Source organism: Micromonospora sp. NPDC047753, from assembly GCF_040642735.1.
Lineage (GTDB): Bacteria > Actinomycetota > Actinomycetes > Mycobacteriales > Micromonosporaceae > Micromonospora.
This window is the reverse complement of record NZ_JBEYSL010000164.1, coordinates 1-13,050: the sequence shown is the minus strand read 5'-3', so window position 1 is coordinate 13,050 and position 13,050 is coordinate 1. Positions and strand designations below refer to the sequence as shown.

At 72.4% G+C, this 13,050-nt stretch carries 12 protein-coding genes; 8 read left to right on the top strand and 4 right to left on the bottom strand.

All coding sequences use genetic code 11. The features are described from left to right. Positions 1–119 precede the first annotated feature (119 nt). Positions 120–2,420, bottom strand: coding sequence for an ATP-binding domain-containing protein (locus tag ABZ749_RS16180; RefSeq protein WP_357228319.1), 2,301 nt, complete (start codon positions 2,418–2,420; stop codon positions 120–122). A 324-nt stretch (positions 2,421–2,744) separates the two neighbouring features. Here ABZ749_RS16180 and ABZ749_RS16175 point away from each other — a divergent pair, with 324 nt between their 5' ends. Further along, a complete protein-coding gene (locus ABZ749_RS16175; RefSeq protein ID WP_357228316.1) occupies positions 2,745–3,191 on the top strand; it encodes a GDSL-type esterase/lipase family protein in 447 nt (148 codons plus the stop codon). Positions 3,192–3,258: 67 nt separating this feature from the next. Here ABZ749_RS16175 and ABZ749_RS16170 read toward each other — a convergent pair whose 3' ends face one another. Continuing rightward, the gene (locus ABZ749_RS16170) at positions 3,259–4,386 is read right to left on the bottom strand and encodes a hypothetical protein (RefSeq protein WP_357228313.1); all 1,128 of its coding nucleotides are present in this window, start codon (positions 4,384–4,386) and stop codon (positions 3,259–3,261) included. Positions 4,387–4,482: 96 nt separating this feature from the next. On the opposite strand from ABZ749_RS16170, the gene ABZ749_RS16165 reads away from it, so the two are divergent. Then, the gene (locus tag ABZ749_RS16165; RefSeq protein ID WP_355007020.1) at positions 4,483–5,139 is read left to right on the top strand and encodes a response regulator transcription factor; all 657 of its coding nucleotides are present in this window, start codon (positions 4,483–4,485) and stop codon (positions 5,137–5,139) included. Positions 5,140–5,213: 74 nt separating this feature from the next. Then, positions 5,214–6,620 (top strand): ATP-binding protein, encoded by a 1,407-nt coding sequence (locus ABZ749_RS16160; protein WP_357228322.1) that lies wholly within the window; start codon positions 5,214–5,216, stop codon positions 6,618–6,620. 352 nt (positions 6,621–6,972) lie between these two features. Here ABZ749_RS16160 and ABZ749_RS16155 read toward each other — a convergent pair whose 3' ends face one another. Then, positions 6,973–8,619 carry a tetratricopeptide repeat protein gene (locus ABZ749_RS16155; RefSeq protein ID WP_357228310.1) on the bottom strand — a complete coding sequence of 549 codons (1,647 nt, stop codon included), beginning with the start codon at positions 8,617–8,619 and terminating at the stop codon, positions 6,973–6,975. Positions 8,620–8,676: 57 nt separating this feature from the next. Continuing rightward, complete coding sequence (locus ABZ749_RS16150) at positions 8,677–9,138, bottom strand: MarR family transcriptional regulator (RefSeq protein ID WP_357201485.1); 462 nt, start codon at positions 9,136–9,138, stop codon at positions 8,677–8,679. A 49-nt stretch (positions 9,139–9,187) separates the two neighbouring features. Here ABZ749_RS16150 and ABZ749_RS16145 point away from each other — a divergent pair, with 49 nt between their 5' ends. From ABZ749_RS16145 to ABZ749_RS16125, 5 genes are all read left to right on the top strand, one after another. Further along, the gene (locus tag ABZ749_RS16145) at positions 9,188–9,709 is read left to right on the top strand and encodes a VOC family protein (RefSeq protein ID WP_357201482.1); all 522 of its coding nucleotides are present in this window, start codon (positions 9,188–9,190) and stop codon (positions 9,707–9,709) included. A 24-nt stretch (positions 9,710–9,733) separates the two neighbouring features. Continuing rightward, a complete protein-coding gene (locus ABZ749_RS16140) occupies positions 9,734–10,618 on the top strand; it encodes a hypothetical protein (RefSeq protein ID WP_357228307.1) in 885 nt (294 codons plus the stop codon). 107 nt (positions 10,619–10,725) lie between these two features. Beyond that, positions 10,726–11,505: a carbohydrate ABC transporter permease gene (locus tag ABZ749_RS16135; RefSeq protein WP_357228304.1), complete on the top strand. Its 780-nt coding sequence runs from the start codon at positions 10,726–10,728 to the stop codon at positions 11,503–11,505. Positions 11,506–11,510: 5 nt separating this feature from the next. Further along, positions 11,511–12,188 carry a hypothetical protein gene (locus ABZ749_RS16130; protein WP_357228302.1) on the top strand — a complete coding sequence of 226 codons (678 nt, stop codon included), beginning with the start codon at positions 11,511–11,513 and terminating at the stop codon, positions 12,186–12,188. An 84-nt stretch (positions 12,189–12,272) separates the two neighbouring features. Then, the coding region (locus ABZ749_RS16125) for a glycoside hydrolase family 88 protein (RefSeq protein ID WP_357228299.1) at positions 12,273–13,050 on the top strand (778 nt) is incomplete at its 3' end.

Below are 13,050 nucleotides of genomic sequence, written 5' to 3'. Positions count from 1 at the left end.
GATCGCGGATCGCGGATCGCGGATCGCGGATCGCGGATCGCGGATCGCGGATCGCGGATCGCGGCATGAGGTTGACGTGGCTCTGGAAGATCACAGTCCACGTCAACCTCATGATCGACTCAGCGGGTGGGGGTTGGGCGGAGGACGCCTAGGCGTTGGGTGGCGCGGGTCAGGGCCACGTAGAGGTCGCTGCGTCCGCGGGGGGACTCGGCCACCATCCGGTCCGGGTCGACCACCAGCACCGAGTCGAACTCCAACCCCTTGGCCTGGGCGACTGTCAACACCACCACCCGGCTCTCCAGCTCCGGATGCTCGCCGACGGCAGCCTCCGGCAGGGCGGCGGTCACCGCCGCACCCAACTCACCCACCAGGCCGGCCGGCACGAGCACCCCGAGCCGCCCCTCGCTCAGCCCGGCCGCCTCCCGGGTGGCCTCGGCGACCAGCTCCGTCGCCAACCGACCGTCGGGGACCGCCCGGTCCCACGGCGGTACGCCGCTCTCCCGCACCGAGCGCGGCGGCCGCAGTGCCGGGTCGATCTCGGCCAGTACGTCGGCGGCGACCGCCATGATCTCGGCGGGAGTGCGGTAGCTGACCGTCAGCTCGGTGAGCCGCCACCGCTGCTCGACGTACGGGGCGAGGGCATCCGCCCACGACGGCGTGCCGCTCAGCGCGCCGGTCTGTGCCACATCGCCGACGATCGTCATCGACCGGCTCGGGCAGCGGCGCATCAGCAGCCGCCAGGCCATCGGCGAGAGCTCCTGCGCCTCGTCCACGATCACGTGGCCGAACGCCCAGGTGCGGTCGGCGGCGGCCCGCTGCGCGGTGGTCAGCCGGTCGGCCTCCTCCTGCCGCTCCAACAGTCGGTCCGCGTCGATCAGGTCGGTCACGCCGAGGATCTCACCGCCCTCGGCCTCGTCCTCGACGTCGATCGATCGGGATCCCTTGGCGATTTCGAGCACGCCCTCGGCGTACTCCCGTTCCATCATCCGGATGCGGTCCCGCCGGGCGGCGGCGGCGCGTTCGTCCTCGCCGAGCAGTTCGGCGGCCTCGTCCAGCAGCGGGACGTCGGCCGGCGTCCAGCCACCGCGCTCGCGGCGCAGCAGCGCTCGCTCGTCCTCGCTGAGCATCGGCGCGGCGGCGGCGATCCGGTCCGGGTCGGCGTACAGGTCGGCGAGCAGCTGCTGCGGGGTGAGCACCGGCCACAGCCGGTCCAGGGCGGCCTGGATCTCCGTCTCCTCGCGCAGCTCGCGACGGATCTCGGCGCGGTCCGCCTCGTCGAGGAGGTTGTCCCCGCCGAGCGGGTCGGCGCCGATCCGCTCGGCCACCTCATCGGCGAGCGCGTGCACGATCTCCACGTCGAACAGCGCGCGGGCCAGGTTGTGCGGTCGGTCGGCCCGGCGGACCCGATCCCGGGCCGCGCGCACGATCTCCGGGTCGAGGGTCAGCGTCTCCCGCTCGACCTCGATCTCCAACGGCTCGTCCGGTACCCACTGCCGATCCCGTACGGCCAGCGCCAACACCTCGGCCAGCACCGCCCGGCCCTTGAGCGCCGCGGTCTCGGCCAGCTCGGTCCGTTGGGCGCTCACCCCGGGAAAGAGATCACCCTGGGTACGCAGCAGCACGCCGGTCTCGGCCAGCGTCGGCAGCACCTGGGAGATGTAGCGCAGGAAGGTCGCGTTCGGGCCGACCAGCAGCACGCCACGGCTGGAGAGTTCCCGCCGGTGCGTGTAGAGCAGGTACGCCGCCCGGTGCAGCGCGACAGCGGTCTTGCCGGTGCCGGGGCCGCCCTGGACCACCATCACGCCCGGAAGTTCCGCGCGGATGACCTCGTCCTGCTCGGCCTGGATGGTCTCGACGATGTCGCGCATCCGGCCGGTACGGCCCGCGTTGAGCGCGGCGAGCAGCGACGCCTCACCGGTCAGCTCCTCGTGGGCGCCGGGGGAGGCGGTGTCGATGTCGAGCACCTCGTCGTTGAGCCCGGTCACCTTGCGCTGCCGGGTACGCAGGTGCCGGCGACGGCGTACGCCCTGCGGGTTCGCGGCGGTGGCGAGGTAGAACGGCCGGGCGGCGGGTGCCCGCCAGTCCATCAGCAGCGGATCGTAGTCACCACTGGTGTCGAAGATGCCGATCCGGCCGATGTAGCGGCGGGAGTCGTCGTCGCCGTCGAGACGGCCGAAGCAGAGCCCGTTCTCCACGGCGGAGAACTGCTCGACCTGATCGGCGTACATCGCTACCGAGCTGTCGCGCTGCGAGCGGTCCTGGAGGGTGCCGCCGGTGTTGTGCAGCTCGGCGGTGAGCCGGTGGGCGGCCTGCTGACGCAGTTGGTCCAGCCGGTTGTAGAGCATCGAGACGTACTCCTGCTCGCGACCGATCTCGTCGTCGAGCGGCAATTCGCCGGAACCGCCGGAGTGCCTTGACAAGCCGTCTCCCTAAAGATTAGAATCCTTTGCAGGAACGGCTTTTAGCCGTTCTTTTTTGTGCCTTCGAACTGTTGAAGATAGCGCGTTCCGCCGGTTCTCACCAAGCCGGGCGGTCCGGCGCGCCGGTGATCGCGAGGTGACGACAGATGATCCTGCGGACCGGCCAACGGGTGGTCTTCATCGGGGACAGCATCACCGATTGTGGTCGACGTGACGTCGCCGCGCCCTACGGCAGCGGATATGTGAGTCTCGTGCGGGCCCTGGTCGACGCGCGGCACCCGGAGTTGGAGCTGGAATGGGTCAACCGGGGTGTGGGCGGCGACGGTGCGGGACCTGGCCGCCCGCTGGGACGACGACGCCATCGCCGAGCGCCCCGACTGGCTCGCGGTGCTGATCGGCATCAACGACATCTGGCGGCACTACGGTGACCGGCCGGATGAGGCCGTCGGCATCGAGGAGTACGAGCGCACGCTGCGCGACCTGCTGCGTCGGGCGGTCGACGCCACCGGCTGCCGACTGATCCTCGGTGACCCGTTCTTCATCGAGCCCGACCGGAGCGTCCCGCAGCGCGCCGACACCGACCGGTACGCGGCGGTCATGGCGGGGCTGGCGGCCGAGTTCGACGCGGTGCACGTGCCCAACCAGGCGGCGTTCGACCGGGTGCTGGCGGTGAGTCCGGCGACGCGTTGGGCCGACGACCGGGTCCACCCGTACCTGCCCGGCCACGCGGTCCTCGCCGACGCGTATCTCAGCGCCCTCGGCGTCGCCTGACCCGGGCTGACCCACAGCGGAGCGCCGGGCCGACCGTGAGGTCGACCCGGCGCGAACACCGCGGAGATCAGCCGCGCGCGGCCTCGTAGAGCCGCTCCGGAGTCACCGCTCCGGCGAGCACCCGGCCGTCGTCGGTGAGCAGCACGCTGAACAGCTTGCTGGTGAGGAGCCGACCGCTGCCCCAGTCACCACTGACCGTCGGCAACCCGCCGAGCAGCTTCGACATGTCCAGGTCCGGCCCGGCTCCGGCCGGGGGAGTCGCCTGCTTCGGGGCGGGCTTCCGGTCGGCATCGGCCCCGTCGAGGCGGCCGACCAGCACTGTCGTCCAGCCGTCGCCCACAGTACGGACCTGCGGGTCACCCGCCGGCTCGACGTGACCGGGCTTGCCCGTCGGGCGCGCGGCCTTCTCCTCGTCGACAGTCACGCCGGGCGGCGGGTTGAAGCGGAACTGGTCGGCGTCCGGGCGGCGGTAGTCGACCTGGGTGAAGGCCACCTCGAACGTCGGCCGGTCGCTGCCCTTCGCGAGCACCTCGAAGCGCAGCGGCACGTGCTGCTTGGCGTCGATGGCGATCCGCAGCTGGTGCACCAGGGAGGCCTGGTCGCGCGGCTGGAGCACCAACTCGTACGCGTCCTGTCCGGCGACGGTCGCCGACCGGCCCACGCTGACCTCGGTGCTCGGGTCGATCGCGTTCAACGCCAGGTCGGCGGCCTGCTGCGGGGTGGACGGCAGGCTCGCTGCCGGTTCCGGTGCGGGCTTCCAGGCTCCGGCGTCGCCGCCCAGCGCGCGGTGGGTGGCGGTGTTGCTGCGGCTCTGCCACGTCCACAGGTCCTGGCCGTTGCGGATGATGTCCTGCTCGCCCAGCGTGTCCATCAGCGCGACCCGCTGCTTGTCCGGCCCGGAATACCAGACGCGCAGGGTGTGGGTGCCGGTCAGCAGGGTGGTCAGCTCGTTGCCGGGAACCAGCCCGACGAGGGACGGCAGGCCCAGGTCGGCGCGTTGCACGACGGTCCCGGACAACCCCTCCAGCCGGGATGTCTGCAGGTCGACCAGGAGCTGAGCGGCGGTTCGGGGCGGCAGGCTCGGCTCGGCCTCGGCGGCGAACGTGCCGATCGCCGCGCCACCGCCGATGACGGCGACGGCCGCGGTGGCCGGAACCAGCCAGCGAAGGACGGGACGGCTTCTCAGGACGGACATGGTGGCACCTCCTGCGGCCATCTTGCCTCGTCCGTGCTGTGAACGCGCTGAGGACACCGAACCGCGCCGATTGACCCGGGTGGCACCCTTGAGCCTGTGCGGGTGCTGGTGGTGGAGGACGAGGCCCGGTTGGCGGCTGCCCTGCAACGGGGTCTCCAGGCGGAGGGGTTCGCGGTGGACGTGGCGACGACCGGCCCGGCGGGCCTGGACGCGGCCCGGCACGGCGGGTACGACGCCATGATCCTCGACGTGATGCTGCCCGGCCTCTCCGGGTACGAGCTGGTCCGGCGGCTGCGCGCGGAACAGCACTGGCTGCCGGTGCTGATGCTCTCCGCCAAGGACGGCGAGTACGACCAGGCCGACGGCCTCGACTGCGGCGCCGACGACTACCTGACCAAACCCTTCTCGTACGTGGTGCTGCTGGCCCGGCTCCGGGCCCTGCTGCGTCGGGGCGCGCCGGAGCGCCCGACCGTCCTCGCCGTCGGTGACCTGCGGTTGGATCCGGCCCGTCGACGGGTGACCCGGGCGGACACCGAGGTGGCGCTGACCGCGCGGGAGTTCGCGTTGCTGGACTACCTGATGCGCCGGCCGGGCCAGGTCGTCTCCAAGGTCGAGTTGTTGGACCACGTGTGGGACGCCAGCCTGGAGACCGCGCCGAACGCCGTCGAGGTGTACGTCGGCTACCTGCGCCGCAAGCTCGGCCGGGACCGGCTGGAGACGGTCCGGGGTGCCGGCTACCGGCTGGCGACGTGACCGCCGACGGCCCGGCCACCACCCGTCGGGCCAGGCCCGGTTGGATGCCGGTCCTCGGGTTGCGCGGGCGACTCATGGCGATCGGTGTGGTCGGTCTCACCATCGGGCTGGCCGTGGGCGGGGTGGTGTTGCTCGGCGCGCTCGGCTTCGTACTCCAGCGCACTGTCGACACCGAGGCGTTCCGCACCGCCGACGCGGTCGCCCTGCTCGCCGCCGAGGACGCGCTGCCCGACCCGCTGCCGGTGGCCGGCGGGCAGGTCCGCGTTCAGGTCGTTGACGGGCAGGGACGGATCCGGGCGGCCTCGATCGACGCGGACCGTCTGGTGCCGATGGTCCGCCCGGAGCGGCTGAACCGCGACGGTCGGCAGCGGCTTGAGGTGCCGGCCGAGCGGGTCGGGCTCGTCGGCCCGGTCCGGGTGGTCGCCGTACCCGCCGGCACCGCGGCCGACCCGCTCACCGTGCTGGTCGCCCGCTCGATGGCCGACGTGCGGCACAGCACCCACGTGGTCCGGACCATCCTGCTGGTGGCGTTCCCGCTGCTGGTCGCCGTGCTGGCCGGGGTGGCGTGGCGGGTGGTGGGGGCGACCCTGCGGCCGGTCGAGGCGTTACGTCGAGGTGCCGAGGAGATCACCGGGAGGGCCGGCGCCGGCCGGCTGCCGGTGCCGGCGTCGGCCGACGAGATCCACCGTCTGGCGGTCACCCTCAACGGCATGCTGGGCCGGCTGGAGTCCGCCCGCGTCCGGCAGCGGGCCTTCGTCTCCGACGCCGCGCACGAGCTGCGCAGCCCGTTGACCAACATCCGGACGGAGCTGGAGGTGGCCCAGCACCTCGCCGACCGGACGGACTGGACGGCGGTGACGGCCAACCTGCTCGCCGACACCGAGCGGTTGAGCCGCCTGGTCGACGATCTCCTGTTGCTGGCCCGCCTGGACGAGACTCCGCCGACCCGGGGGACCGGCCCGGTGGAGCTGGGCACGTTGCTGACCGAGGTTGCCGCCCGCTACCCGTCGCCGCCGGTGCGGGTGACGCCGCCGACGGGCCCGCTCTGGACGATCGGCACCGTCGAGGAGTTGCGTCGCGTGCTGGCCAACCTGGTCGACAACGCGGTACGGCACGCGCACGGCAGCGTCGTGCTCGCGGCCGAGGCGACGTCGCTGGGCGAGGCGGTGTCGACGGCCGGCGCGATGTCGACGGCCGGGGCGGGGCTCGGGCCCGGCGTTGGGGCGTACCACCTGGTGACGGTGACCGACGACGGCCCGGGGATCGCGGTGGCGGACCGGGAGCGGGTCTTCGACCGGTTCACCCGGCTGGATGACGGACGGGCCCGCGACGACGGGGGCGCTGGCCTGGGGCTGGCCATCGTCCGGGAGTTGGTCCGACGCGCGGGCGGCAGCATCACCCTGACCGACGCGCCGGAGCAGCGAGGCCTGCGGGTGTGCCTGCTGCTGCCAGCGTTGCCGGCCGAGGACGGCCAAAGGTAGACGGTCCGTGACGGCGTCCTCCCCCCAAACCGCCCACCGATGCCCCTTTGCTCTGCACCCGCGGATGCGACAGCTACGCAAAGTGATCATCGCCGACGCGTGCTGTAGCGGCAGTCGCGACGTTTCAGCTGCTCATCCGAAGTGGTGCGTATAGGTAAGCAGAGCAAAGCCTGGGCCGGAGTTGTGGGCGGGGCGTCGGGTGTGACGGCGTGTCACGGCGGGTTCGCCAACGGGTAGCCCACGCTGAGTGAGGTCTGCGGGGCGTAGCCGGCGGGCAGTGGCGGGCAGGGCGGGGCAGTGGCGGGCGGGGCGTGGCGGGCGGGGCGTGGCGGGCGGGGCAGAGGCTGGCGGGTCAGCGGCGGCGGGTGCAGACCTGCTTGGAACGGGCCACGGTGTCGGTGGACCAGGCGACCGCGACGGTGAAGCAGAAGTCGTTCGTGCGGTTGAGCGCGTAGATGACGAAGCTGGTGGTGCCGGCGGGCAGCGTCGCGAAGATGTTGTGGGCCTGGCCGGTGCGACCGCCCGCGATGACCACCGGACCCTCGCCGCCAGCCGGGTAGGTCCAGTTCAGCGCGATGCTGTCCCGGGTGTCGCGCAGGGTCACCGCGCTGGGTGGAGTGCCGGGCGGGGCCGCGGCGGCAGCCGACGTGGGTGCCGTGCCGCCCGGGGCGGGCGCGGTGCTGGCCGGGGCGCTGGCCGTGGGGGAGGCGCTGGCCGTGGGGGAGGCGCTGGCCGGCGGCGGGGTCGGTTCGTCGTCGCCGTCGACCCGGGCCACCCCGGCGATCACCGCTGCCGCGCCGAGGAGCACCACGACCACACCCGCCACCAGCACCGGTACCAGCCGGTTGCGCTGCTCCGGCGGCGCGCGGTGCACGGGCACCGGCAACAGCCGCGACGGCGTGTACGGCTCGACCTGCGCGTACGGGTCGGGCCGGGCGTACGGGTCGGACGGCGGGTTCTGGTCGGACGGCGGGTTCAGGGCGTGCGACCCGTACGGGTCGGCGGTGCGGTGCAGCCGGTACACCCCGGGCTGCTCCTCGGTGCCGCCGGCCAACCCGACCACCGACGGGGGCACCGGAGGGTCGGTGGGGTGGGGCGAGAGGTCGTCCGCCGGGTCGGACGACCACCTGCTGCCCATCGATCCGACCGCCTCGTCGGAGGGCAGCCGGGGGTTCGGCACCGCCCCGCCGTGGTGGGCCGCGGCTGCCTGCGGGTGGTAGCCGGATTCGGCTGGCCCGTCGTCATGCGGTGGGACGCGGGCGGCCGGCACGATCGGAGTGTCCCGAGCTGTGGGCGGGTTGTCGGCGCAGGCATGGTCGGGATTGGCCGCCGCCCGGGCCAGGGCCGCCACCTGGGTGGCCAGTGGGTCGTCGGCGGGCAGGTGCTGCCGGCACAGCTCGCGGGCGAGCGCCAGGTTGTCGTGTGCCTCGGCGAACTGCCCGCAGTCGCGCTGCATGGCCCCGAGCCGCGCCAGCATCTTGATGCCGCTGGGGTGGCCGTCGCCGTACACCTCGCGGTGCAGCTCCCAGGCGTCCTGGAGGCGGTCGCGGGCCACAGTGCACTGGCCCCGCGCGTATTCGACGGTGGCGAGGTCGGCGTGCGCGGCGAGCACCCGCAGTGACTCCGGGCCGTCCTGTGCGGTCAGCTCGATGATGACTTCCTGGTAGAGCCGCGCCGCCCGGGAGTGGCTGCCGACCCGGTGCAGCACAGCGGCCAGAGTCGCCGCCGCGGCCACCGTGCGCGGGTCGGCGCGGCCGTGCAGGCGGGTGGTGGCCGCGTACGCGAAGGCGGCCCACCCCCGGGCCGAGTGCGGCTCGCCGAGGGCGATCAGCACCCGCGCCTGAAGGCTGGCCGCCTCGGCCAGCTCGGGCGTGGCGTTGGCCGGGCGGGGGTCGGCGTCGGTGAGCGCGTCGGACAGCAGTTGCTGTGCGCCGGCAAGATCGCCGGAGGACACGAGGTGGTGCGCCTGATCAGTCAGTTCACCGAAGCCGGAAGACACGCCCCATCGTGCTCATTCGACGACGGTAAGTACAAGACCCGCGCCGGTGTCGATTGGTCAGGATCCGGTCATATGCTCGGCCAGGGTCTCGCTGATCCGGCGTAGCTGATCGACCTGGGCGGGGCTCAACGCGTCGAACAGGTGTCGGCGTACCCCCTCGACATGGCCGGGTGCGGCGGCCGCGAGGGTGGCGAAACCCTCGTCGGTGAGCAGCGCGATCTGCCCGCGCCGGTCGGTGGGGCAGTCCTCGCGGCGCACCCAGCCGGCGGCCTCCAGCCGCGCCACGGCGTGCGAGAGCCGACTGCGGGATGACCCCGCGGCCTGCGCCAACTGGCTCATGCGCAGTTGACGACCGGGGGCCTCGGAGAGCTGGACCAGGATCTCGTAGTACGCGTGCGGCATGCCCGCGTCGCGTTGCAGCTCACGGTCGAGGGTGTCCATCAGCACCCTGGAGGCGGTGAGGTACGCGCGCCAGGTGCGCTGCTCGTCGGGGTCCAACCAGCGGGTCATGACCGCCATCATACCCCCGATAGTTGAATGCTCAACTAATCCGCGCTACTCTCGGGTCATGGGTATCCACCGGCTCAACCACGCGGTCCTCTACGTCAGTGACCTCGCCCGCAGTGTCGCGTTCTACAGCGACGTGCTGGGCTTCCGCCCGGTGGCGATGACCCCGGACGGCTTCCGGGGCGCCACCTTCCTCCAGGCCCCCGACTCCACCAACGACCACGACCTCGGGCTCTTCGAGATCGGCGCCGGCGCCGGTCGGTCGACCGCCGGCCGGTCCACCGTCGGCCTCTACCACCTCGCCTGGGAGGTGGACACGCTCGACGAGCTGGCCGCCACCGCCGAGCGGCTCGCCGCGGCCGGCGCACTGGCCGGCACCTCCGACCACGGCACGACGAAGAGCCTCTACGGCAAGGACCCGGACGGCCTGGAGTTCGAGGTGGTCTGGCTGATCCCGGCCGATCTGCTCGACGACACCGCTCTGGCCGCCCGCAAGCAGATCGGTCGGCTCGACCTGAACGCCGAGCGGCAGCGTTACGGCGGGCAGACCCGGGGCGGGGTGGGGATCTCCGTCCCGGTCTGACCGCTCGTAGGGTAGAACGGACCGATGCCGACCGACCGGACCACTGATTTCCTCCGCGAGCTGCTGGTCCGCCAGTTGACGACCTGGCTGCCCGCGGCCCTGCACCGCTCCCGGCGGGCCACCGTCGCGCTCGCCGGGGTCGACGCGGCAGCCGCCGAGGCCGCGCTCCGGTTGGTCGGCGGACACGGCGACCAGGTGCGCGGCCGGCAGGTGACGGTGCTGGTGCTGGCCGACGGCGCGCCGGAGCTGCCGACCCGGCTCGGCCCGATCGAGGCGGAGCTGCCCGCCGAGGTCACCGTGCACCTGCTCCCCGGCGACGCCTACCGGCTGCCGGTCGCGGTGAAGGCCGCCGGGGCGGCCGGCGCGCCGCTGTTCTCCTTCGTGGACCTGCCTGGCGCGGTGACGCCGAAGGTGCTCACCGCCGCAGCCAACGGCCGGACCGGTGAGCTGCTGCTGCACACCGGCGACAGCGCCCGGGACGTGCTCGCCTCCGCCGGCTTTCCCCTGGTCGCCGAGGTGGCGCCGGTGCTGCCCGACGGGGAGGCTGCCGGTGTTGTCACGTTCGGCAGCCGCTCCGACCGGAGTCTGGAGGCGGTGCGCGACGCGCTCTGGGCGGTCGGCGCGCAGTTCGACGTACGCTTCCGCGACCCACTCGACCCGACCGGCACGACTGTCGACGTGGTTGGCGAGCCCGACCTCGAACCGCTGGCCCACGAGTTGCTGGCCGAGCTGCGGGCGGGCGGGCCACGGCTGGTCACCGAGCTGCGCCGGCACACCCTCGCCGCGACCGTCTACCGTGCCGCCGACGCCAACCGCGCCCTCACCACCCTGCTCGACGCCGGCGCCCTGAGCCGCGACCGCGAAACGGGCCGCCTGGCCGGCGACGAAACCATCAGAGCAACCCCCTAACCCGCCCCGCCCCGCGCCCCGCGCCCGCGATCTTGCACTTTCTGCGGTGACACAAGGGGCATCCCTCGCGGTCCCGGGGCTGGCGACTCGTCGGCTACGCCGCCCTCGTGCTCGCGGCGGCCGGGCTGCTGCTGCCCTTCTACTGGATGGTGGTGGCGTCGTTGAAGACCAACAGTGACGTCTTCACCATCCCGATCACCTGGCTCCCCGATCCCGTGGTGTGGCGAAACTACCTCGACATCTGGCAGCGCTCGGACATGACGACGTGGTTGGGGAACACGCTGCTGCTGTCGGTGGTTGTCAGCCTCCTACAGGTGGTGACCGGCAGCTTCGCCGCCTACGGGTTCGCCCGGGTCCGCTTTCCCGGCCGCAACGCGCTCTTCCTGGCGTACGTCGGGACGATCGCGGTGCCCTGGCAGTCGTACATGATTCCGCAGTTCATCCTCATGTCGAAGCTGCAGCTGTCGAACACCCTGTGGTCGATCGTCGCGCTGCAGGCGTTCGGCGCGTTCGGCGTGTTCCTGATGAAGCAGTTCTACGAGACGATTCCCGAGGAGCTCAGCGAAGCAGCTCGGGTTGACGGGCTCAGCGAGTTCGGCATCTACCGACGGATCATGCTGCCGTTGTCCCGGCCGGCGCTGGCCAGCCTGGCCCTGCTGACGTTCGTGACCACCTGGAACGACTACCTCGGCCCGCTTGTCTACCTGCGCAGCCCGGAGCTGCGCACCATCCAGTTGGGGCTGAACACCTTCGTTTCCCAGTACAACGCCGAGTACGCGCTGATCATGACGGGCTCGGTGCTGTCCGTGCTGCCCGTCGCTGCCATCTTCCTGCTCGGCCAGCGCTACTTCATCGAGGGCATCGCCTCGACCGGACTGAAGGGTTGAGGTCCATGCGTTCGCGCCACAACACCATCATTGCCGTCTTCGACGGCTTCTACGTCGCGCTCGTCACCAACCTGCTGCTGGTGCTCGGGTGCCTGCCACTGGTGACGCTCGCGTTCACCACCGAGGCCGAGCGCTCCTGGCCGCTCTACGCGCTGACCACCCCGCTCTGCGCGCCGGGGCTCTGTGCGGTCTTTGCGGTCATGTCCGCCTACTCGGCTGGCGACACCGGCGGCGTGCTGCGCACCTACTACCGCGCCTGGCGAACCACCGCCCGGCCCGCGATGCTCTGGACGGCGGCAGCCATGGCTGCCCTGGTGGTGCTCGCCGTCGACGCCCGCGCCGCGTGGGGCCACCGGGTCGGGGCACTCGCCCTGCCGGTGCTGGCGACCCTGATCGTCCTCACCGTCGCGACAACTCTGCTCGGCTTGGTGACCCTCTCCGAGCGACCCACCGCGCGGTTGCGTGAGGTGGCCCGCGCCTGCGTGTACCTGGCGGTGCGCCGGTGGTACCTCACCGCCGTGTCTCTGCTCGTCCTCATGCTGCTCGCCCAGATCCTGACGGCCCGCCCCGCGATCGCGCTCGGCCTCGCCGCGGCGCCACTGCTGTACGTCGTCTGGGCCAACAGCCGCTTCACCGTGCGCGCCGTCCTCGACCCACTGACCACCGCACCCCAGAGCACCTGAACACCCGGTTCCGGCCACCGAGCCGGGACCCCGACGACACACCTGCCCTGCACCGGACCGGACCCACGAGGGAGAACAGCATCCATGACGGCGACCGACGTCCGTCCCCACTCCGACGCAGAATCCACGGCGGCCGCGGTGACAGCCGCGATACTGACCGTCGATGCGAACATCGCGACCTTCGGCGACCGGTATCCCGCGGACACCACCGACGCCAACCGCTACCCGCTCCGGCCACCGAGCGGAGGCCAGCCCGAGGGCGCCAACGTCGGCTGGACCACCAGCTTCTGGCCCGGCATGCTCTGGCTGGCACATGATCTGACCGGCGACGAGCGCCACCTGCGCGCAGCGCTCTCCCACGTGGACAGCTTCGCGGCCCGGATGACCCACAGCATCGACCTGGACACCCACGACCTCGGGTTCCTCTACACCCTCGCCTGCGTCACCCCGGCCCGCCGTACTGGTGACCCGCAGGCCCGAGACGCGGCCCTCGCCGCCGCCGACCACCTGATGACGCGCGTCCTCGAACCCGCCGGAATCATCCAGGCCTGGGGTGACCTGAACGACCCCCGCCAACGCGGGCGCACGATCATCGACAGCCTCATGAACACGCCGCTGCTCTTCTGGGCCAGCCGGACCACCGGCGACGACCGCTACGCCGCAGCGGCCCGCCGGCACACCGCTCAGCTGCGCCAGCACATCCTGCGTCCGGACGGCACTACCTTCCACACCTTCTACTGGGACCCGGCCAGCGGCGCGCCGCTGCGCGGCGAAACCGAACAGGGCCACGCCGACCACTCCTGCTGGGCGCGCGGGCAGGCATGGGGCATCTACGGGTTCAGCCTCAACCACCGGCACATCG